This window comes from Arthrobacter sp. 754 (assembly GCF_040548695.1).
Classification (GTDB): Bacteria; Actinomycetota; Actinomycetes; order Actinomycetales; family Micrococcaceae; genus Arthrobacter.
This window is the reverse complement of record NZ_JBEPSC010000004.1, coordinates 277,748-298,367: the sequence shown is the minus strand read 5'-3', so window position 1 is coordinate 298,367 and position 20,620 is coordinate 277,748. Positions and strand designations below refer to the sequence as shown.

General features: G+C 65.6%; 21 protein-coding genes. 11 read left to right on the top strand and 10 right to left on the bottom strand.

Annotated features, from left to right (window positions below; all coding sequences use genetic code 11):
• Positions 1-150: 150 nt before the first annotated feature.
• On the bottom strand, positions 151-543 hold the full coding sequence (locus ABIA70_RS13510) for a winged helix-turn-helix transcriptional regulator (protein WP_354148062.1): 393 nt from the start codon (positions 541-543) through the stop codon (positions 151-153).
• Between the two features lie 142 nt (positions 544-685).
• Between ABIA70_RS13510 and ABIA70_RS13505 the strand changes: the two genes are divergently transcribed.
• Positions 686-1,552: an SDR family oxidoreductase gene (locus ABIA70_RS13505; protein WP_354148061.1), complete on the top strand. Its 867-nt coding sequence runs from the start codon at positions 686-688 to the stop codon at positions 1,550-1,552.
• 122 nt (positions 1,553-1,674) lie between these two features.
• On the opposite strand, the gene ABIA70_RS13500 is transcribed toward ABIA70_RS13505, so the two are convergent.
• On the bottom strand, positions 1,675-2,310 hold the full coding sequence (locus ABIA70_RS13500; RefSeq protein WP_354148060.1) for a LysE family translocator: 636 nt from the start codon (positions 2,308-2,310) through the stop codon (positions 1,675-1,677).
• 38 nt (positions 2,311-2,348) lie between these two features.
• Positions 2,349-3,845, bottom strand: coding sequence for an amino acid permease (locus ABIA70_RS13495; RefSeq protein ID WP_354148059.1), 1,497 nt, complete (start codon positions 3,843-3,845; stop codon positions 2,349-2,351).
• Between the two features lie 213 nt (positions 3,846-4,058).
• Here ABIA70_RS13495 and ABIA70_RS13490 point away from each other — a divergent pair, with 213 nt between their 5' ends.
• The 4 genes from ABIA70_RS13490 to ABIA70_RS13475 all read left to right on the top strand — a co-directional run bounded on the left by ABIA70_RS13490 (position 4,059) and on the right by ABIA70_RS13475 (position 7,387).
• Positions 4,059-4,487: a hypothetical protein gene (locus tag ABIA70_RS13490; protein ID WP_354148058.1), complete on the top strand. Its 429-nt coding sequence runs from the start codon at positions 4,059-4,061 to the stop codon at positions 4,485-4,487.
• Positions 4,481-4,714 (top strand): helix-turn-helix transcriptional regulator, encoded by a 234-nt coding sequence (locus ABIA70_RS13485; protein WP_354148057.1) that lies wholly within the window; start codon positions 4,481-4,483, stop codon positions 4,712-4,714. The genes ABIA70_RS13490 and ABIA70_RS13485 overlap by 7 nt, the downstream gene beginning before the upstream one ends.
• Positions 4,711-5,688 (top strand): NAD(P)-dependent alcohol dehydrogenase, encoded by a 978-nt coding sequence (locus ABIA70_RS13480; protein WP_354148056.1) that lies wholly within the window; start codon positions 4,711-4,713, stop codon positions 5,686-5,688. Before ABIA70_RS13485 ends, ABIA70_RS13480 begins: the two co-directional genes overlap by 4 nt.
• A gap of 100 nt (positions 5,689-5,788) precedes the next feature.
• Positions 5,789-7,387 carry an HNH endonuclease signature motif containing protein gene (locus ABIA70_RS13475; protein ID WP_354148055.1) on the top strand — a complete coding sequence of 533 codons (1,599 nt, stop codon included), beginning with the start codon at positions 5,789-5,791 and terminating at the stop codon, positions 7,385-7,387.
• On the opposite strand, the gene ABIA70_RS13470 is transcribed toward ABIA70_RS13475, so the two are convergent.
• A complete protein-coding gene (locus ABIA70_RS13470) occupies positions 7,384-7,995 on the bottom strand; it encodes a DinB family protein (RefSeq protein WP_354148054.1) in 612 nt (203 codons plus the stop codon). The genes ABIA70_RS13475 and ABIA70_RS13470 overlap by 4 nt on opposite strands.
• A gap of 221 nt (positions 7,996-8,216) precedes the next feature.
• On the opposite strand from ABIA70_RS13470, the gene ABIA70_RS13465 reads away from it, so the two are divergent.
• The 4 genes from ABIA70_RS13465 (at position 8,217) to ABIA70_RS13450 (ending at position 12,923) form a co-directional block, all read left to right on the top strand.
• Positions 8,217-9,038, top strand: coding sequence for an IclR family transcriptional regulator (locus tag ABIA70_RS13465; protein ID WP_354148053.1), 822 nt, complete (start codon positions 8,217-8,219; stop codon positions 9,036-9,038).
• A 169-nt stretch (positions 9,039-9,207) separates the two neighbouring features.
• Positions 9,208-10,926: a urocanate hydratase gene (gene hutU, locus ABIA70_RS13460; protein WP_354148052.1), complete on the top strand. Its 1,719-nt coding sequence runs from the start codon at positions 9,208-9,210 to the stop codon at positions 10,924-10,926.
• Positions 10,927-10,932: 6 nt separating this feature from the next.
• Entirely contained in the window at positions 10,933-12,525 is a 1,593-nt protein-coding gene (gene hutH / locus ABIA70_RS13455; RefSeq protein WP_354148051.1) for a histidine ammonia-lyase, read from the top strand.
• A 161-nt stretch (positions 12,526-12,686) separates the two neighbouring features.
• Positions 12,687-12,923, top strand: a complete 237-nt coding sequence (locus ABIA70_RS13450) for a hypothetical protein (RefSeq protein WP_354148050.1) — start codon at positions 12,687-12,689, stop codon at positions 12,921-12,923.
• 75 nt (positions 12,924-12,998) lie between these two features.
• On the opposite strand, the gene ABIA70_RS13445 is transcribed toward ABIA70_RS13450, so the two are convergent.
• The 5 genes from ABIA70_RS13445 to ABIA70_RS13425 all read right to left on the bottom strand — a co-directional run bounded on the left by ABIA70_RS13445 (position 12,999) and on the right by ABIA70_RS13425 (position 17,110).
• The gene (locus ABIA70_RS13445; protein ID WP_354148049.1) at positions 12,999-13,256 is read right to left on the bottom strand and encodes a hypothetical protein; all 258 of its coding nucleotides are present in this window, start codon (positions 13,254-13,256) and stop codon (positions 12,999-13,001) included.
• Between the two features lie 199 nt (positions 13,257-13,455).
• Complete coding sequence (locus ABIA70_RS13440; protein WP_354148048.1) at positions 13,456-13,857, bottom strand: universal stress protein; 402 nt, start codon at positions 13,855-13,857, stop codon at positions 13,456-13,458.
• A gap of 69 nt (positions 13,858-13,926) precedes the next feature.
• Positions 13,927-15,591, bottom strand: coding sequence for a tripartite tricarboxylate transporter permease (locus tag ABIA70_RS13435; protein WP_354148047.1), 1,665 nt, complete (start codon positions 15,589-15,591; stop codon positions 13,927-13,929).
• Positions 15,591-16,103 carry a tripartite tricarboxylate transporter TctB family protein gene (locus tag ABIA70_RS13430; RefSeq protein WP_354148046.1) on the bottom strand — a complete coding sequence of 171 codons (513 nt, stop codon included), beginning with the start codon at positions 16,101-16,103 and terminating at the stop codon, positions 15,591-15,593. The genes ABIA70_RS13435 and ABIA70_RS13430 overlap by 1 nt, the downstream gene beginning before the upstream one ends.
• Positions 16,100-17,110 carry a Bug family tripartite tricarboxylate transporter substrate binding protein gene (locus tag ABIA70_RS13425; RefSeq protein ID WP_354148045.1) on the bottom strand — a complete coding sequence of 337 codons (1,011 nt, stop codon included), beginning with the start codon at positions 17,108-17,110 and terminating at the stop codon, positions 16,100-16,102. The genes ABIA70_RS13430 and ABIA70_RS13425 overlap by 4 nt, the downstream gene beginning before the upstream one ends.
• Positions 17,111-17,343: 233 nt before the next feature.
• On the opposite strand from ABIA70_RS13425, the gene ABIA70_RS13420 reads away from it, so the two are divergent.
• Positions 17,344-18,936, top strand: a complete 1,593-nt coding sequence (locus ABIA70_RS13420) for a sensor histidine kinase (protein ID WP_354148319.1) — start codon at positions 17,344-17,346, stop codon at positions 18,934-18,936.
• A complete protein-coding gene (locus ABIA70_RS13415) occupies positions 18,933-19,598 on the top strand; it encodes a response regulator (protein WP_354148044.1) in 666 nt (221 codons plus the stop codon). The genes ABIA70_RS13420 and ABIA70_RS13415 overlap by 4 nt, the downstream gene beginning before the upstream one ends.
• Here the strand turns inward: ABIA70_RS13415 and hutG are convergent.
• Positions 19,595-20,599 carry a formimidoylglutamase gene (gene hutG, locus ABIA70_RS13410; RefSeq protein WP_354148043.1) on the bottom strand — a complete coding sequence of 335 codons (1,005 nt, stop codon included), beginning with the start codon at positions 20,597-20,599 and terminating at the stop codon, positions 19,595-19,597. The two genes, ABIA70_RS13415 and hutG, sit on opposite strands and share 4 nt — an antisense overlap.
• Positions 20,600-20,620 lie beyond the last annotated feature (21 nt).

The window sequence follows — 20,620 nt, the reverse complement described above, 5'->3', positions numbered from 1 at the left end:
CAGCAGAGGATGGTCCTCCTATTCCTGGCTGGCACCTTGGAAACACGCTATGCGCTATTCACACCAGTCACACCAGTAACAGGTACTCGACTTCTGATTGCGCCACCACTTGGTGGGTTGCACTGGGCAGCCCTGCCGTTCCGGCGACTGTCAGCGCTGGCCGTTGATGATGTCGTCGGCATTGTTGAAAGCCCATGTGACCAGCGGGACCAGCAGCGCGGTCAGCTCATAGCCGCGCCCGGTCAAGCTGTAGTCAACGCGTGGCGGTATGACTGCATGGGCCTTCCTGAGCACCAGGCCGTCCCGTTCCAGGGTCTTAAGGGTCTGGGCCAGCATTTTCTCGCTGATGCCTTCCGCCCGCCGCCGAAGTTCGCTCCAGCGCTGCTCGCCCTCCGAAAGTGACAGCAGGACCAGGACGCCCCACTTGGAGGTGATGTGGTCCAGCACGGTCCGGCTGGGGCACCCGGCCGGGAACACGCCGTCGGCAAAATCCACCGGCAGCGGAGCCGGCAGTTCACTGACTTCCACACTGCTGATCCTCATGCATCCAGCTTACCGAAAGGTACATACCTGACTCCAGGGTTAGTACCTTACTTTAAAGTGCGTACTCTCCCTCAGGAAGTTATCAGCGGGGTACGCAGTTGTGGAAGGTGACCCCCTTACAAATGGTGAAAGGAAACCACCCATGAGCATCGTCATCACCGGAGCTACCGGACAGCTTGGCCGCCACGTCGTCGAGGCCCTCCTGGAGCGGAACGTCCCGGCAGGGCAGATCGTTGCCGCAGGCCGTTCCATCGGGAAGCTTTCGGACTTCGCAGCGCGCGGCGTGCAGGTCAGGGCCATGGACTACACGGATGCCGCTTCCGTGGCGCAGGCGCTCGAAGGCGCCACCAAAGTGCTCCTGATCTCCGGCAGCGAGGTTGGCCAGCGGATCGAGCAGCACCGCACGGTCATTGCGGCGGCAGCGGAGGCGGGCGTCGAGCTCATCGCCTACACCAGCATTGCAAATGCCGACACCACCGGCATGAAGCTGGCCGCCGAACACCAGGCAACCGAGGACATCCTCAAGGGCTCCGGGATCCAGTTCGCCATCCTCCGCAACGGCTGGTACCTGGAAAACTACACCGATCAGCTCCCGGGAACACTGGCCCAGGGCGCCCTCGCAGGCAGTGCCGGAGAAGGCAAGGTCAGCGCGGCCTCCCGGGCGGACTACGCGGAGGCTGCTGCCGCTGTGCTGGTCGCCGTCGAAAGCCAAGCCGGCAAAGTCTACGAGCTGGGCGGGGACCACGCCTTCACCCTTGACGAACTTGCCCGGGAAATCAGCACCGCCGCGAACAAGGCCGTGACCTACCAGGACCTCCCGGCAGAGGACTACGCAGGGCTGCTGGCAGGTTTCGGCGTCCCGCAGCCCTTCGCCGACATCCTGGCGGACTCGGACCTCGGCATCGCCCGCGGTGACCTGCACGTCAGCGGCTCCGACCTGCGCGACCTGATCGGCCGCCCCACGACGCCGATGCCAACCGCTGTCCGCTCGGCGCTCGCAGCCGTCTGACGGCACCACACAACCTGCCCGCACGCTCTGGCACTTCCTGCGGGTTCTGACCCAACGCTCTCTCATCTCCTGCACCGTTTGGGCACATGCTCCCGCACTTTACGTGCGGGAGCGTGGGGCGGTCAGGACCTGCTGCCGGCCAGCGCCAGCGTTCCGCCGAGGCCGATCATCATGACTCCGCCGGCGGCGCTGAGCGTCGAGATGCGCTTCGGGGAACGGGCAAACCAATGCCGGGCGGTGCCGGCGGCCAGGGCCCAGATGCTGTCCGAGGCGAGCGCTATCAAAAGGAAAACCGCGCCCAGGGACGCAAGCTGCAGCGGAATGCTGCCGGACCGGTAGTCAACGAACTGCGGCAGCACCGCCACGAAGAACACGATCGACTTGGGGTTCGTGGCACCCACCAGGAATCCCTCGCGCAGCATGCGCCAAGTGGACGACGACGGCGGCGCGCCGGCCGACGTCGTACCTCCGCCCCGGTGCCGGATCGCCTGAACGCCGAGATAGACCAGATAAGCCGCACCGGCGAATTTGATGATCGTGAACAGCACCATCGACTGTGCCAGTGCCGCGCCGATCCCCAGCGCTACGGCGATGATCTGCGGAACCATGCCCAGGGCGTTTCCCAGCACGCTCAGGAGCCCGCCCTTGCGTCCGAGCGCGAGCGAACGGCCGATGACGAACAGCACACTGGGACCGGGGATGGCGATGAGGACCAGCGAGGCCAAGGCAAACGCCAGGAGATTCGTGAGCGGAACCATGCCTGATGATAACCTCGGCCTCCGCCGGGGGTCGATGCCTAGCTGCCGGCTGAAACTTCGGTGGTGACCACCGGCAGCGGCGGGGTCTCGTCCACCAGTTCGGCCCGCCGTCGTCCGTTCCCTTTGACCCACACCCGGTACGCCAGGACCAGCAGTCCCAGCCACACCGCTCCCACGTACAGCGCCACCCGGGTGTCCTCGAAAGCGCCCAGGACGGCGATCACCAGCGCCATGAACGCGATGGTCAGCACGGACGCGGCAGGCCACCAGGGCGACGGGAATTCCGACGCCGGCAGTCCGTTACGGGCGATCTCTCGTTTCATGGCAACGTGCGAAGCCAGGATCATGACCCACACCCAGACGGTGGCGAACGTGGCAATGGAGGCGATCAGGATGAAGACATCCTCGGGAATGACCGCATTCAGGACAACGCCCACCAACAGGATTCCGGCCATCATCACCACCGTCATCCACGGGACGCCGTGGCGCGAGACCTTGCCGAACACTGCCGGCGCGTGGCCTTGGCTGGACAGGCCGAACAGGATGCGGCCTGCGCCGAAGATGTCGCTGTTGATGGCGGACAGGGCGGCAGTGATGACCACGGCGTTCAGGATGTGGGGTGCCGCCGGGATGCCCAGGCCACTGAAGATCTGGACGAACGGGCTGCCGTTGGTGCCGATTTCGGTCCAGGGGAAGAGGCTCATGAGGACGCCAAGGGTCAGGACATAGAAGAGCAGGACCCGGACCGGAACCGTGTTGACGGCCTTGGGGATGACTGTCTTTGGATCTGCTGCTTCGCCGGCGGTGATGCCGAGCGTCTCGATCCCGCCGAAGGCGAACATCACCACGGCGAACGATGCCAGAAGCCCCTCGAAGCCGTTGGGGAAGATCCCGCCATGCTCCACGAGATTACCCAGCCCAGGCGCCACCGTTGACCCGCCCGCCTGGAAACCGAACGCAATGATGGCTGCGCCGCCCGCGATCATGGCAATGATGGCAACCACCTTGATCAGCGAGAACCAGAATTCCAGCTCGCCGAACACCTTCACGCTGAGTAGGTTGAGGGCGGCGAGGAAGCAGATGATGGCCAGGATCCAGATCCAGCGGTCCACCTGGGGAAACCAGAAGCCCATGTAGATGCTGAACGCCGTGACGTCGGCAATGGCCACAATCGCCATCTCGAACACGTAGGTCCAGCCGGTCACAAATCCTGCGAGCGGTCCGAGGTAGCGGCTGGCGTATTGGCCGAACGAGCCCGAAACCGGGTGGCGGACGGCCATTTCACCGAGTGCCCGCATCACCATGAACACCGCGGCGCCGCCGATGATGTACGCGATCAGGACCGCGGGACCGGCCTTCTGGATGGCAGACGCGGAACCGTAGAACAGTCCGGTTCCAATGGCCGAGCCGAGCGCCATGAAGCGGATGTGCCGGACGTTCAGTCCCCGGTTCAGGACACTTTCGACGGCGGTACCCGGACGCCGCTTTCCGGTTGGCTTTGTTTCGGCTTTCGGGGCCTTCAGTGCTGGCTGCATGCAAATACCTTCTCGTCATTGGGAGGGGGTCGCTAACCAGCAGACCATTCCTGCGCCCGACGTGATGAGCCTCACGGGGGCTTGGTGTCTTTGATCTCAGACTGGCGAGCCCGCTGCCGTTGGTGAGTCAAAAACTCTTGACATAATGTCTTGTTTTCTTTACTTTGGTGATGTCAGGTTTGTTTTACATTTTTTGCTGCCGCGGGAGTCGGAATGTCCTTCGAAGAGAAGATCGCCTGGATCATGGGGGTGGTAGCTGTGGGTTCCTACGGCGTTTATCTGGCCCTAGTCCTGGGCATGGCCGGCAGCATGCCCCTGGTTGATGTCCCCTATGTAGCGCCGTTGCTGTGGACGGTGGGGGCTTCCATTGCCGCGTCCATTGCGCTGCACGCCCTGTTCGGTATCCTCTCGCCCAGGGACGCTGGGAAGAAGGACCAGCGGGACCGGGAGATCTACCGGTTCGGTGAGTACATCGGTCAGTCGTTTGTGGTCATTGGGGGAGTGGCTGCTCTGTTGATGGCCATGACGGAGGCAGACCATTTCTGGATCGCGAATGTCATCTACCTGGCGTTCGTGCTCTCTGCGGTTCTGGGGTCAATCGCGAAGATTGTTGCTTACCGCCGGGGGTTCCAGCCGTGGTGAAACCAACGCGGGTGACCAACTCCATCCGCCGGCTGCGCTTCGAGCGGGGTGAGATGACCCAGGCAGGCCTGGCGGACCGGGTGGGCGTCACCCGCCAGACCGTCATTGCCATCGAACAGGGGCGGTACTCGCCGTCGCTGGAGATGGCCTTTCAGATCGCCCACGTGCTCGGCGTTCCGCTGGAGGACGTTTTCCAGTACCCGGATCATGAAGGAGACGCATCATGAAAGCTATCGTGCAGGATGTCTACGGGAATTCGGATGTGCTCAGGCTGCGGGAGATTGCCCAGCCTGTGCCGGGCAAAGGCGAGGTGTTACTACGGATCCGTGCCGCCGGCGTCGACCAGGGAGTCTGGCATCTGATGACCGGATTGCCGTACCTGGTCCGGCTCTTCGGCTATGGACTGAAGAGACCGGGGGTGCCCGTCCGGGGCCGGGAGGTGGCCGGCGTCGTTGAGGCCGTAGGGGCCGGCGTGACCCGGTTCCGGCCCGGGGACGAGGTGTACGGCACGTGCGAAGGGTCCTTCGCCGAATTCGTCTGCGCCAAGGAAGCGCGGCTGGCCCGTAAGCCGTCGAACCTGACTTTCGAGGAGGCGGCAGCGGCGCCCATCTCCGCTGTCACAGCGCTGCAGGCGGTCCGGGATGCCGGGCAGGTCTCCGGCCAGAAGGTCCTGGTCATCGGGGCCGGTGGGGGAGTAGGAACCTTCACGGTGCAGGTAGCGAAGGCGTTCGGGGCCGAGGTTACCGGAGTCTGCAGTGCCGGCAAGGCGGACCTGGTCGGGTCACTCGGCGCCGACCACGTGATCGACTACACGCGTGAAGATTTCTCCCAAGGCGGAGTGCTCTACGACATCATCATCGATACCGCCGGCAACAGGCCGTTGTCCGTCCTGCGGCGTGCGCTCACCCCGAAGGGCGTTTTGGTGATCGTTGGGGGCGAAGGCGGCGGGAAGCTGGCGGGCGGGTTCCAGCGGTCCCTCGGGGCGCCGTTGGTCTCGCTGCTCTCCGGCCAAAAACTCAAGGGGCTCGTCGCCAAAGAGTCGTTCCGCGATCTTGAGGCACTGACAACACTGATCGAAGCCGGCAGTGTGAAACCAGCCGTGGACAGGGTCTTCCCCCTCGCAGAAGCCCCCGCCGCCGTTACCTACCTCCACGAGGGCAAGGTCCGCGGCAAGGTGGTTGTCAGCATCCAGGGAACCTGACTGGACAGAACATCCACGGGTGGTTGCACCGGCTCCAGAGTTATCCACATAGGCCTTTGTCCACGCCGTTTTTGTCGGTGCCCCGCAGGATGATGGGGGTATGGAAAGCACGACGGCGGACGAGGTATCGGAGCGCATCACGGCCTCTGCCGTTGCCTCTGCTCCAGCCCTTGGCTCCGCGCCTGCTCTTGCCTCTGCCAGTCTCGATGGCGGCGCCGGCGACGCCGAGTTCCAGGCCGAAGTACTTTTCCCGTCGGATCCTTTGCGCCGGCGGAAGGAACTTTGCCTGGACCGTCTGGCGGGGATTGCACGTCGCGAGGCACGGACCGCGGCTGAGAAGGTCCGGGTCCTCGCGGAATTAGTCGAGGTGTCCACGGCGTTGGCTTCTCCGGCGCTGTCGCCGCAGGAGGCCACCGCGCAGGAAATGGCGTTGGTTGCGGAGGTCGCGTGTGCACTGACGGTCGGCGAGCGGACCGCCGGGGCCCTGCTGGCTGAATCCCAGGCCCTGACCACAGCGTTGCCGTTGACCCTTTCCGCGCTGACGGCCGGTTCCCTCTCTTGGCAGCATGCCCGGGTCATGGTGGACGAAACCGCCAACCTCGACCCCGCCGGCGCCGCTGCGTTGGAGGCGCACTTCCTGGACCCCGAGGCGGAGAACCCCAACCGGGGCTGCCCGGCCGGGGAACTCGTCGCCTCCCGGTTCCGGCACAAGGCCAGGATCTGGCGCGAACGGCACCACCCGGTCAGCATCGAAAAACGCCACACCAGAAGTGTTGCGGACCGGCGGCTGGAATACCGCCCGGACCGGGACGGGATGGCCTGGCTTTCGGCGTACCTGCCCGCGGATCAGGCTGCCGGGATCTGGAACCGCATCACCGCCGACGCCCGGGCCCTGCAGGGCCCGGACGAGGACCGCACCATGACCCAGATGCGTGCCGACATCGCCGCGACCCTGCTCCTCTGTGGGGACGCGGCTACCCTGCTCTCAGGCGGCGATGGTGACAACCTCACCGCCGGCTCCGGCACAGGTGAAATGGCCAGCGGTACGGGCGGGGGTGGAGCCGGGCGGGTGCCGTCACCACGGGCGCAGGTCCTGCTCACCGTGCCCATCATGTCCCTGCTCGGCGCCACGGACGAACCGGCCATGCTGGATGGGTTCGGGCCGATCCCGGTCACCATGGCACGCAGGCTCATCGCGGACGGCGCCACCTCCTTCCACCGGGTCCTGATCGACCCGCGGGACGGTGCGCCGTTGGAGATCGGGCGGACCAGCTACCCGGTCACCAAAGCCCAACGCCAATGGCTGCGCCTGCGGGACGGGAAATGCCCGTTCCCCGGCTGCCACAACCAATCCCTGGACAACGAAGCCGACCACCTCCTCGCCTGGGCACACGGCGGCACCACCGGCATCACCAACCTCGCCCAGCCCTGCCCAAAGCACCACAAGCTCCGGCACACCGGCGGCTGGACACCCGGCCGCGCCACCCAACACGAACCACCAGGCTGGATCTCACCCACCGGCCGACGCTACGCCAGCGAACAACCCGACTGGGAACCACCACAACTGCCGGACAAGATGCTGGACCAGCTACGAAAACAGGAGGGTCGCAGCACATCTAAAGAACCTGAACGGGTCGTTACCGCGCACCAGGAATCCGGGCAGGGCTATGCCCAGGGCGGCGAACCTGCCAGATTTTAGCGGTGGTCCCGGTCTTGAGTCTTCTGCGTCGCATCGAAGGCAGCCCGCGCCGCCGCCTCGATGGTGGCGCGGTGCGCCGACCATTCTTCCGGGCTGTGCGGCGTCAGGTTGGGATCCCCGGGCCGCTGGCCGGCCGTTCCGTCGATGAGTTCGCGCAGGATGTCAGCATGGCCCAGGTGGTGGGCCCTTTCAGCAACCATGTGAACCAAAACCTGGTGCAGGGTGACGTGGCGCCGGTCCTCGGACCACCACGGCACCACACCGGGCGCATTTAACGGCAGCGCATCGATGGTTGCGTCGCTGTGCGCCGCGGCCGATAGGTGCAGCCCAATGATGTACTCACGGCTTTCATCGGCGGTGACCCACAGGTCGGCGTCAGGTGCGGCATCGTCGTCGTACCAGGGCAGGGACACTCCGCTGGGCCGTCCGAAGACCTCACCAAAGTAGCCAAGTTCCACGCTGGCCAGGTGCTTGACCAGCCCCAGCAGGTTGGTGCCTGTAGGAGTGAGAGGCCGGCGGACGTCGTACTCGCTCAGGCCGTCCAGCTTTCCCAGGAGGTTATCCCGCCGGGCCCGCAGATAGCGGTGCAGCGTTTCCTTTTCGTCCATGACGGGCACTCTACCCAAAGCATACGCAGCGAGGATGGCGGCGGTTGGGACCATGCGGTCCAGCCTGGGACATGCGTCGGCGGGATAGGCCCGCTGGCGATGTCTGGTATTTCAGACATTGAAGTGGTCTGATGGCCCTGAGGACATGTGGGAAGGGCGCAAGGTTAAGTACGGGATCCCGGACAGCGGAGAATCCCACACAAGGAACCGGAGGAGGCGGAATGGTGACGGACGCAGAAGCCAGACCCCAAGGCCGTGAATCAAAGGCGACTTCAAAGGTCCCTGCTGCCGAGAACACGCTGCGCATCCTCAAACTGCTGGCCTCGAAGCGGGGGCCGATGGCGGCGTCGAGCATTGCCACATCACTGGGCCTTCCCCGCTCCAGCGTCTACCACCTGCTGGGTGTCATGGAGGCGAACGGTTTTGTCCTGCACCTCCATGAGGAGCAGCGTTACGGGCTCGGCATCAGCGCGTTCGAACTCAGCTCGGCCTATTCGCGGCAGGAACCACTGTCGCGTCTGGGCAGGCCGTTGCTGGCATCGCTGGTGGACGTGATCGGTGAGAGTGCCCACCTGGCGGTGCTTCATGGCCGCGACGTGCTCTACATCGTGGAGGAACGGGCTAAGAACCGTCCTTCCCTGGTGACCGACGTCGGCGTCCGACTCCCGAGCCACCTAACCGCCAGCGGCCGGGCGATTCTTGCCGCCCTGCCGAAGTCCCAGGTCCGTGCGCTCTATCCGAATGCTGCGGCGTTCACTGCCCGGCATGAGGTGGAAGGCGCCATCATGAAGTACTCGGCACTGTCTTCGCACCTGGACCAGGTCAGGCAGCGCGGTTACGCCACCGAGCACGGCGAGGTGACCCCCGGCTTCGGTTCCATCGCGGCCGCCGTTACGGACCACGTGGGATGGCCGACGGCGGCAGTCGCCGTCACCTTCCTGGAGGACAAATTGCCGGCAGACCAGTGGCCGGCGCTCGCGGCCCGTGTGCAGAAGGCAGCGGACGAGCTGTCGGTCCGCATCCACGGCCGCCCGGCCAAATAGCCCGGCCAAATAGCCCGGCCAAATAGCCTGGCGAAATAGCACTGCCCACGCGAGCCCGGCCGGTCTGGAATCCCGGACAGCACCCCCTCGAAAGGCCTGTTTCCACTGCTGGGAAGCGGCTTTAGTTGATACAGAACCTCTTCCCAGCACAACACGAGAAGGAGCCACCATGGCACCCGCCGATTTCACCACCGGTGCCCGCCCGGTCAAAGCAGCCCGGGGCACCACGCTCACTGCCAAGAGCTGGCAGACCGAGGCGCCGCTGCGCATGCTCATGAACAACCTGGACCCCGAGGTGGCCGAACGCCCCGATGATCTGGTGGTCTACGGCGGCACCGGCCGCGCCGTCCGCTCCTGGGCCGCGTTCGACGCGATCACCCGCACCCTGGAAACCATGGAGAAGGATGAGACCCTCCTGGTCCAGTCCGGCAAGCCCGTCGGCGTCTTCCGCACCAACGAATGGGCTCCGCGCGTCCTGCTGGCCAACTCCAACCTCGTCGGCGACTGGGCAAACTGGCCCGAGTTCCGCCGGCTCGAGGCCGAGGGCCTGATGATGTACGGCCAGATGACCGCCGGGTCCTGGATCTACATCGGCACCCAGGGCATCCTGCAGGGCACCTTCGAGACCTTCGCCGCGATCGCCCGGAAGCTCACCGGGGACGAGAACGGCACCCTTGCCGGCACACTGACCCTCACCGGCGGCTGCGGCGGAATGGGGGGCGCCCAGCCGCTCGCCGTCACCCTGAACGAGGGCGCGTGCCTGATCGTCGACGTCGACGAGAGCCGCCTTCGCCGGCGCGCCGGCAAGCGCTACCTCGACGAGGTGGAAACAGACCTCGACGCCGCCATCGCCAAAGTGCTCAAGGCCAAGGAGGAACGCCGCGGCTGGTCCGTTGGCTACGTCGGCAACGCCGCCACCGTCTTCCCTGAAATCCTGCGCCGCCACAACGCCGGCGAACTCACCGTGGACATCGTCACGGACCAGACCTCCGCGCACGATCCCCTGAGCTACCTCCCGGAGGGCATCACGGTGGAGGAATGGCACCGCGAGGCGGCCGCGGATCCGGAAGGCTTCACCAAAAAGGCCCAGGCCTCCATGGCAAAGCACGTCCAGGCCATGGTCGAGTTCCAGGACACGGGCGCCGAAGTGTTCGATTACGGCAACTCCATCCGCGACGAGGCCCGCAAGGGCGGCTACAACCGCGCCTTCGAATTCCCCGGCTTCGTCCCGGCCTACATCCGCCCGCTGTTCTGCGAGGGCCTCGGTCCGTTCCGCTGGGTTGCGCTGTCCGGCGACCCGGAAGACATCGCCGTGACGGACAAAGCCATCAAGGAACTCTTCCCGGAGAACAAGCACCTGCACCGCTGGATCGACGCCGCCCAGGAACGCGTGGAGTTCGAAGGCCTGCCCGCCCGGATCTGCTGGCTGGGCTACGGCGACCGCGCCAAGGCCGGCCTGCTGTTCAACCAGCTCGTCAAGGAAGGCAAGGTCAAAGCGCCCATCGTGATCGGCCGCGACCATCTGGACTCCGGCTCCGTCGCCTCCCCCTACCGCGAAACCGAGGCCATGGCCGACGGCTCCGACGCGATCGCCGACTGGCCGCTGCTCAACGCCCTGCTCAACACAGCCTCCGGCGCCACCTGGGTTTCCATCCACCACGGCGGCGGCGTCGGCATCGGCCGCTCCATCCACGCCGGGCAGGTCTCGGTCGCCGACGGCACCGACCTCGCCGCGCAGAAACTTGAACGCCTCCTCACCAACGACCCAGGCATGGGCGTCATCCGCCACGCAGATGCCGGTTACGACCGCGCCGTCGAGGTGGCGAAGGAACGCGGCGTCCGCATCCCCATGAAGGAATCAGCAGATTCCGCAGAAGCAAAGAAGTAGGAACAAATGACTGCCATTACCCACGAACCGCTGACCGTCACCCTCGGCTCCAGCGGCGTCACACCCGAGGACCTCGTCGCCGTCGCCCGCCACAACGCCAAGGTGACCATTTCCCAGGACGCCCTGGAAACGGTGGCAAAAGTCCGCGCACACATCGACGTCCTCGCCCACAGTGAGACCCCGGCCTACGGCATCTCCACCGGCTTCGGTGCACTGGCCAACAGGCATATCCCCAACGAGCTCCGCACGCAGCTGCAGAAATCCCTCATCCGCAGCCACGCCGCCGGCATGGGGCCGGCCGTGGAGCGTGAGGTGGTCCGCGGCATCATGTTCCTGCGCGCCAAGACCCTCGCCTCCGGCCGGACCGGCGTCCGGCCCGTCGTGCTGCAGACCATGGTGGACGTGCTCAACGCCGGCATCACCCCGGTGGTCCGCGAATTCGGGTCGCTCGGCTGCTCCGGCGATCTGGCCCCGCTTTCCCACTGCGCCCTGGTGCTGATGGGTGAGGGCGAAGCCGCGGGGCCCGACGGCGTGACGTACGGCGGGCGGGGCGAGGAGCCTGTCGCCGTGCTGCTTGCCGAGCATGGCATTGAGCCGGTGACCCTTGCCGAGAAAGAGGGACTCGCGCTGGTCAACGGTACCGAGGGCATGCTGGGCATGCTGCTGATGGCCATCGCGGACCTTCGCCAGCTGGTGACGACGGCGGACATCACCGCCGCGCTCAGTGTTGAGGCGCTGCTGGGTACTGACCAGGTGTTCCTGCCGGAGCTGCACGCGGCACTCCGTCCGCATCCCGGGCAGGCCGCAAGCGCGGACAACATGCTCCGGGTGCTGTCCAACTCGCCCATCGTGGCCTCCCACCGGGTGGGCGACTCCAAAGTCCAGGACGCGTACTCCCTGCGCTGCGCACCCCAGGTGGCAGGTGCCGCCCGGGACACGGTTGACTATGCAGCCCTGGTGGCATCCCGTGAACTGGCTGCTGCCATCGACAATCCCGTGGTCCTTCCGGATGGCCGCGTCAGCTCCAACGGAAATTTCCACGGCGCACCGGTGGCCTACGTGCTGGATTTCCTCGCCATTGCAGTGGCGGACCTGAGCTCCATCGCGGAGCGCCGCACAGACCGAATGCTGGACCCGGCCCGCTCGCACGGGCTGCCCGCCTTCCTGGCTGCGGATCCCGGTGTTGATTCAGGCCTGATGATCGCGCAGTACACACAGGCCGGGCTGGTTTCGGACAACAAGCGGCTGGCGGTCCCGGCGTCGGTGGACTCCATCCCGAGCTCCGCGATGCAGGAGGACCACGTCTCCATGGGCTGGCACGCGGCACGCAAGCTGCGTAAGGCCGTGGAGAACCTGCGCCGTGTCCTGGCAATAGAACTGGTGACCTCAGCGCGCGCCCTGGACATCCGCACGGAGTTCTCCGGCGGCAAACTGGTCCCGGGTCCGGCAGGGAAAGCAGTTATTGAGGTGCTGCGGACCGTTGTTGAGGGCCCCGGTACGGACAGGTCCCTGTCGCCGGAACTCGAGGCGGCCGACCGTCTGGTTGCCTCCGGGCAGGTCCGCGCCGCGGCCGAAGCGGCGGTAGGAATACTTGCCTGAGCAGGAATATTCTTCGATACCGAACACAATTCCGGGCAATGTTGAAATATGATGCAACACGCACATTTTGGCCGCCGGAATTGTAGTAGAACTGAAGTTGTAGCAATAGTCACATCAAGGATGCTGTGGCGCAGGACGTATACAAAGGGGTAGAAGTTCAAATGAAAGCACGTGGGGCGGTCCTGTCGAGGCGCAATTCCCATTCGGCCATCATCTCTGATTGGGGAACGCTCAAGGCCGGGGACCAAGTGGAAATCATCAAGCACGCGCATGTCATTGCGGACGGCGTTGTCGAAGAGGTATCGCAGAGCGGGAACGTGCTGTGGCTCGTGCCGGCCGGCCCGTCGGAGAAGGAGTCTTTCCTGAAATCTGACGGGGTAGATGTGCGCAGGAGCTGACCCCGATTTGAAAAAGTCCCTGCGGTCCGGATGTTACCGGCCCGCAGGGACTTTTTTTGCGCTCAGGGCGTCAGATCAGGCGGCAATGCTTTCGTAGGTCTCGCCAAAGGGAACCGACTCGTCCACCGCAACCGTGTAACGTCCCGGGTGCAGGCGGGTGACGAGAATGCCGCAGGATGCCTCCATGGCGGTCCCGATGAGGGTGGCAACAGCGTGGTCCAGTCCTTCGTGCATCTCGTGGGCAGTGGAGAACTGCAGATCGAGGGACCGGGAAGCTGAGGCGTCTTCGGCGGCGACGGCGGCCAAGGGGCGTTCCAATGTTGCTGTATCCATGTGCCGAACTTTCTGTGTTTCGTCTCCAAAGGCTGTCTTTCATGCCAATGGCTCCATCAAGCATACCCGCTACGCCGCACAGATGTCAGATGACTGGCATTTAGTGCGCCCAGGATGACACAAGTCCGAAGCTTCTTCGCTTCACCGTACCGCCGCGGGCAGGGTTGGCGAACAAGCTTCGGACTCAGGTGTTGCCGGTTCAGGCCGTTGCTGCCGCTTTGACCGCCAGTACAGGACAGTCTGCTTCAAGCAGGATCCGCTGGGACGTGCTGCCCATGATGAGTTTGCCCACCGGAGTACGGCGGCGCAGGCCGATCACAATGAGCTGCGCGTTGTGCTCCTCGGCGGCGTCCAGCACCTCAGCCGCAGCATCGTGGCCGCGCACGGGCTGTTTGATCACGTGGTCAATACCTTGGGTGGCCAGGCGTTCCTCGATGGTCTGGATCTCGGGCTCCTGGGCGTAGCGGTTGTCCACCAGGGCATCACCCTTGGAGGAATTGACCACCAGCAGCCTCGTGCCGGTTTTCCGGGCTTCCGAAATCGCCTGGGTGAGCGCCGCTTCGCCCTCGGGAGTTGGGACGTATCCCACCACAATCGTCATGGCATTTCCTTAGTGTCTGTACTTTCATGATCTGCTGCCGCTCGGACGGGTGCCCGTGGCCTTGGCTGGTTAGCCGTCGCTGCCGCCGTCACTGCCGGATGCTCCACCGCCGGATGATCGGTCGCCGGACGTTCCGTGGCCGCCGGATGGTTCGTCGGCACGGTGGCTGCCATGGCTGACGGTGCTGCCTGCCTCCCTCGGTGCGGCCGCGCCTGAGCCGGTCGGAGGAATGCCTGCCGGTACGGCTGCCGGACGGTTGCGCCGAACGAGCTTGAACAGAAACGGCCAGAGCAGGATGATCGCCACGATGATGTAGATGACGACGGCGATCGGCTCGCTCCAGAGGCCCGCAGGGTCTCCGGCGCTCAACTGCAGCGTCTGCCGGAGTTGCTTTTCCAGCCGCGGTCCGAGGATCACGCCGAGGACCAGCGGCAGCACCGGAAGCCCGAAGCGCCTCATCATGAAACCGAGCGCACCGATCACCAGCAGGATTGCCAGGTCAAACGCCTGCAGGTTCACCGAGTACGCGCCCAATGTGGCGAAGAACAGGATGCCCGCGTACAGGTAGGGCCGCGGGAGCTGCAGGAGCTTGGCCCACAACGGAGCCAGGGGCAGGTTGATGATCAGCAACAGGAAGTTGCCAATGAAGAGGCTGGCGATAAGCGCCCAGACCAGCGGTCCCTCGCTTGCGAACAGCTGCGGACCGGGCTGGATGCCGTAGGACGTAAACGCCGCCAGCATCACGGCCGCTGTCGCGTTGGTGGGCAAACCCAGGGCAAGCATGGGCGTCAGGGTGCCCGCTGCTGCCGCGTTGTTGGCTGCTTCCGGGCCGGCGACGCCCTCGATGGCACCCTTGCCGAACTCTTCCGGGTGCTTCGTGAGGCGCTTCTCGGTGACGTAGGAGAGGAACGTGGGGATCTCCGCACCACCGGCGGGCAGGGCGCCGAAGGGGAACCCGAAGGCCGTTCCGCGGAGCCAGGGTTTCCAGGACCTCTTCCAGTCCTCCTTGCCCATCCACGGCTGACCAACGGGAATGATGTGCGTGGGCGTGCGGCGCAGGTGCGCGGCGACCCAAAGGGCTTCGCCCACGGCGAAGATCGCCACCGCAACCACCACGATGTCCAGGCCATCCGCCAGCAGCGGCTGGCCGAAAGTCAGGCGCCGCTGGCCGGTAACAGCGTCCATGCCCACGAGCCCGATCGCCAGGCCCAGGCCCAGCGAAGCGAAGCCGCGGAGCCGGGACGATCCCAGAACGGCCGTGACGGCGAGAAGCGCCAGGATCATGATGGCCAGGTAGCTCGGTGCGCCAAGGCTGACGGCGAACTTCACCACAATGGGTGCGCAGACGGCCAGGAGGGCAGTGCCGATGGTGCCGGCAACAAACGAGCCGATCGCCGCCGTCGCCAAGGCCTGGGCCGCACGTCCGGCTTTGGCCATTTTGTTGCCTTCGATGGCCGTCACCACTGACGAGGATTCACCCGGGGTGTTCAGCAGGATCGACGTGGTGGAGCCGCCGTACATGCCGCCGTAGTAGATGCCGGCGAACATGATGAACGCGCTGGTGGGTTCCAGGGCGTAGGTGACCGGGAGCAGCAGCGCAACGGTCATCGCCGGGCCCAGGCCGGGCAGCACGCCGACGGCGGTGCCCAGGATGACGCCGATGACGGCGTACATGAAGTTCATGGGTGTCAGGGCGGTGGCGAAACCGTCCATCAGGGAGGAAAAGACATCCATCAGAGAATCCCGTCCAGGAGCCCGGCAGGCAGTGCAATGCCAAGGCCCAGGTAGAAGCCATAAAAAGTGAGCAGGGAAAGGGCCACGGACAGGAGGCCGTCACGGATGTAGTGCCGGCTGCCAAGGGCCAGGAGGCTTCCCCAGAACAGGACGGTGCCCGAAATCACCCAGCCGGCCCAGTCGATGAGCAGGATGTTGAGGATGAAGACGCCGGCCAGCGGCAGGACGGTCTTCCAATCGGCCGGATGCGTGAGGTCCACGTCCTCGCCGCCTTCGGCCTCGCCCTGGCCGCCGCGAATGACATTGACGGCCAGCAGCACGGCGCAGACGAGCAGGAGCCCGGCCACGATGTACGGGATGGTCTTAGGGCCTACCGGGTCCGATTTGGAATACGGCGTTACCAGGCCGATGGCGTCGACCAGAACCAGTACCCCGACCGCCCCGAGCAGGAGGGCAACCCCCAGCTCGGAGCGGCCTTTGAGCCGTGAGGCCAAAGTTGGTGAAGAACTCACGCCAGGCCAAGCTTCGTGAGGACGTCGGCCACCCGCTTGTCCTGCTCTGTAAGGAAGGACTTGAACTTGTCGCCGGTGATGAACGCATCAGTCCAGCTGTGGGTCTTGAGTGCTTCCTTCCAGGCGGCACTTTCGTGCATCTTTTCGACGGCGCCGATCAGCTTGGCTTTGTCGGCGTCGCTGATTCCAGGAGGGGCCACCAGGCCGCGCCAGTTGCTGAACACCAGGTCGATGTTGGATTCCTTCAGCGTGGGGGCGTCCACACCATCGAGGCGCTTTTCCCCACTGGTTGCCAGGACGCGGACCTCGCCGGATTCGATCTGCTTGAGGTATTCGCCGGCGCCGGAAGCCGCGAAGCCCACTTTGTTGCCGAGGATGGCCGGGAGCAGGTCCCCGCCGCCGTCGTAGGACACGAAGTTCACCTTGGTAGCGTCGATTCCCACAGCTCCTGCGAGCTGCATGGGAAGCAGGTGGTCCGGGCCGCCGGGGGAAGAGCCGCCGCCGACGCTGATGGAACCGGGGTTTGCCTTCCAGGCGGTGACCAGGTCATCGATGGTCTTGTAGGGCGAGTCCTTGCTGACCATGATGGCGCCGGGTTCTTCGATGAGCTTGGCCAGGGGAGTGGTGTCAGTCAGCTTCGACTGGGATTTGTTGGTGTAGCTGGCGCCCACAACGCCCAGGCCCATGAGCATGGCAAGGTCTCCGTTGCCCTTTTCGTTGACCACACGGGCCAGTCCCACTGTTCCACCGGCGCCGGCCAGGTTGAAGACCTCGGTATTGGTGGCGATCTTCTGGTCGTCGAGGACCTTCGCGGCAACGCGGGCGGTGGTGTCGTAGCCGCCACCGGGAGTGTTGGGGACCATGATCTGCAGCCCCGTGACGGGACCGGCGGCAGCGCCTGTGCTTGCCGAATCGGTGGAGCTCTTTCCGGTGGCACCGCAGCCGGTGGCCATCAGGGCGATGCCGGCGGCGACGGCGGCGATTCGCAATGCGCGGGTGTGGCGCATGGTTTTCCTCTTCTCTAAAAACTGATCAGCAAGAAACTGACTGGTGATCCGATGCTAGGCGGCCAGGTGACGGGCATCACTCTTGTGTACTCAGAGAAAGTTAAGTTCATTGCGTTCACGTTTCCGGCAGCCCACCGGTCCCCATGGGCCGCGTACGGTGGGATATAGTTCCGGTACCCCGCGAGGGTCCCCACCCACCAGAGGAAAGAACCACAGTGTCTCGACGAAGAGGAATGTCCCTCGCCGGGCAGTACCTGGTGCTGCAATTGCTGATCGTCCTGGCCGTCCTCGTCGCGGTGGCGGCGATTTCGCTGGCCCAGTCGGCCGCGACCTTTGAACGGATCGAGGGCCGCCGTGCCCTCTCGGCAGCCGAGGCGCTGGGCAACAACCCTGCTGTGCGTGCCCTGCTGCCCGTTGCGGAGCCGCGGGGCAGCGCGGCCCTGGCCGCTGTCGCGGAGACAGTCCGCACAGTCTCCGGCTCCTCCCAGGTGGCGCTCGCCCGGTTCGACCGCACCGTAGTGGCTTCATCCGACCCCAACCTCCTGGGCCGGCCGCTGGAACTGGGCGGCAGCCGGGTGATGGAAGGCCGGGCCTGGACAGGACCGGTGAGCGGGTCCGGCTCGCAGTTCCTTTCAGCACACGTTCCGGTACTTGATGACAGCGGCAAGATGATCGGCATCGCCTCCATCAGCAGGGACTATCCGTCCGTCCTGGAGAGGCTGGGCGACGCAGTCCCCAACCTGCTGACCTACCTGGGCATCGCCAGCGTGCTGGGAGTGGCCGGTTCACTGCTGCTGGCCCGGCGGGTCAAACGGCAGACGCTCGGCATGGAGCCCAGCGAAATCACCGGCCTGGTGGAGAACCGCGAGGCGATGCTTCATGGGTTGAAGGAGGGTGTGGTGGCACTTGATCCGCACCAGCGCGTCACGGTGGCCAACGACAGCGCCCGCGAACTGCTGGGGCTGCCCGCCGACTGCGTGGGCAAGGACCTGGCGGCGCTCGCGGTGGACCCTGCGGTGAAGGAGGTCCTTACCCGGGAGCAGGTGGACCCGGACCGCCTGGTGCTGGTGGGGGAGCGGCTCGTGGTGCTGAACCGGGTGCCCATTCGGTCCCGCGGCAGGGACATCGGCGCGGTCACCACCCTGCGCGACCGCACGGAGATGTCTTCCCTGGAACGTGAGCTCGGGGCCACCCGGACGGCCACTGACACGCTGCGGGCGCAGGCCCACGAGTTCGCCAACCAGCTGCACGTGATCTCCGGCCTCATCCAGATCGGCGAGTACGATTCGGTGGTGCAGTTCGTCAACGGTGCCACAGTGGACCGGACCCGCCTCAATGACGAGGTCACCAGCAGGATCCAGGATCCCGCGCTCGCCGCCCTGCTCATCGCCAAAGCGAGCCTCGCCACCGAACGGGGTGTGGCCCTTCAGCTTGATCCCCGGTCGTACCTCGGGCGGGTGGATGAGGACCTTTCCCGCGACCTCGCCACAGTCGCGGGGAACCTCGTGGACAACGCGTTCGACGCCGTCTCCGGGCGCCCTGACGCGTCGGTCCGGGTCCTGGTTGAAGAGGACAGCGACGGCGTGAGGGTGACGGTCCGGGACAACGGCCCGGGAATCCCGGATGTCGGCGCGGAGGAGATCTTCCGGCAGGGGTTCACCACCAAGCAGTCCGGAACCGCGACCCCCGGGTCCGACGGCGGGCGGGGCTTCGGCCTGGCGCTCTCGCGCGTGGTCTGCCGGCGCGGCGGCGGCGACCTCACCGTGGCCAACGACAACGGGGCAGTCTTTACGGCGAAGCTGAAACGAAGGAGGCCGCAGCCATGATCAATGTTCTCATCATTGACGACGACTTTATGGTGGCCAAGGTCCATGCGGGGTTCATCCAGCGCACGCCGGGGTTCGCCGTCGTCGGGGTTGCCCATACCGGTGCCCAGGCTGTGGCGGAAACCGCACGCCTGATGCCTGACCTCGTGCTTCTGGACATCCATTTGCCGGATATCAACGGCCTGGACCTCATGCAGAAACTGCGGGAGGTGGCCCCGGAACTGGACGTCCTGGTCATCAGTGCCGCCCGCGAAGTGGAGACGGTCCGCAAGGCGCTCCGCGGCGGGATCGTGCACTACCTCATCAAGCCTTTCTCCCAGACTGACCTGCAGGAACGGCTGGAGCATTACCGCAGCGCATACCAGGGCCTCGACTCGTCCAAGGACGTGGCGGAGCAGTCCGACGTGAACCGGGTGTTCGGCCTGGACCGGACCGAACGGCCGCTGCCGAAGGGCTGCAGCATCGAAACGCTGAAGCTGGTGGAAGCTGCGCTCAAGGACGCCGACGGCGACCTGTCCGCCGCTGAGGTCGCGGTCCAGCTGGGCACCTCCCGGGTCAGCGCCCGCCGGTACCTGGAGTACCTCCACGACGAGGGCGTGCTCGACGTCCGGCTTAAGTACGGCGTCGGGCGCCCCGAACGGCGCTACGTGCTCAGAAGCTAGCGCAGCAGGGTCTCCACGAGCCTGGCGGCGACCTTTGCGGTCCGGCCGTCGACGTCGTACTCAGGGTTAAGCTCCGCCACGTCCACGTGCAGCAGCTTTCCGCTCTGCACAACCTGGCGGCACACAGCGCTGATGACCGGCAGCGGCACCCCGTAGCTTGCCGGCGCACTGACCCCGGGAGCTACGGACGACGGCAGCACGTCAAGATCGATCGTCAGGTAAAGCACATCCACACCGGCCAGGAAGTCAGCCACGAAGGCCTTCACCCGCTCCGCCGTGCAGTCCTCATCCAACAGGTATTTCACACCCAGGCGGTGTGCCGTGCTGAACAGGGCCCGGGTGTTGTTGGGTTCTGAGATGCCGACGACGGCGTACCTGAGTTCGCGCCCCGCGGCGGCTTCCGCCCGCGCCATCTGCAGGAACGGCGTCCCGGAGCTCGGTTCGGGTTCATCGCGGAGATCGAAATGGGCGTCCAGGTTCAGCACGCCCAGCCGCCGGCCGCCGCGGACAGCCCTGGAACCGGCCACGCCCAGGTAGCTGGCGAAAGCGGTCTCGTGCCCGCCGCCCAGGACAGCGGTGAGATGCCCGCCGTCGAGCATTGCCGTGATGGCGTGCCCGGCACGGGCCTGGCCGTCCTCCAGGGCACCGCCTGCGACTTCGACGTCGCCGGCGTCGAACACCTGGCGGTCCGGATGAAAGGCAAGGGGGCCCAGCGCCGCGCGGAGGGCAGCAGGGGCCTGGGCCGCACCCGGGCGGCCCTGGTTCCGCCGGACACCTTCATCGCTCGCAAACCCGAGAATCACTGCTGAACGTGAACCGGATCCCCCGGCAGGGCCGGGAGCGGCGGAGGCTGACCCAGGCACAGCTGACCCAGGCGCGACCGACCCAGGAACGTAAGGCGATACTGCCTGCCACCACCGGCGGTGCTCCTGGCCCTCGCCGTCGAACCTCCCGGTCCAGGGCATCGGCGGGACATCAACGGTGTAAGCGGGAAGGACCATTCCCCAACTTCACCCCATGCC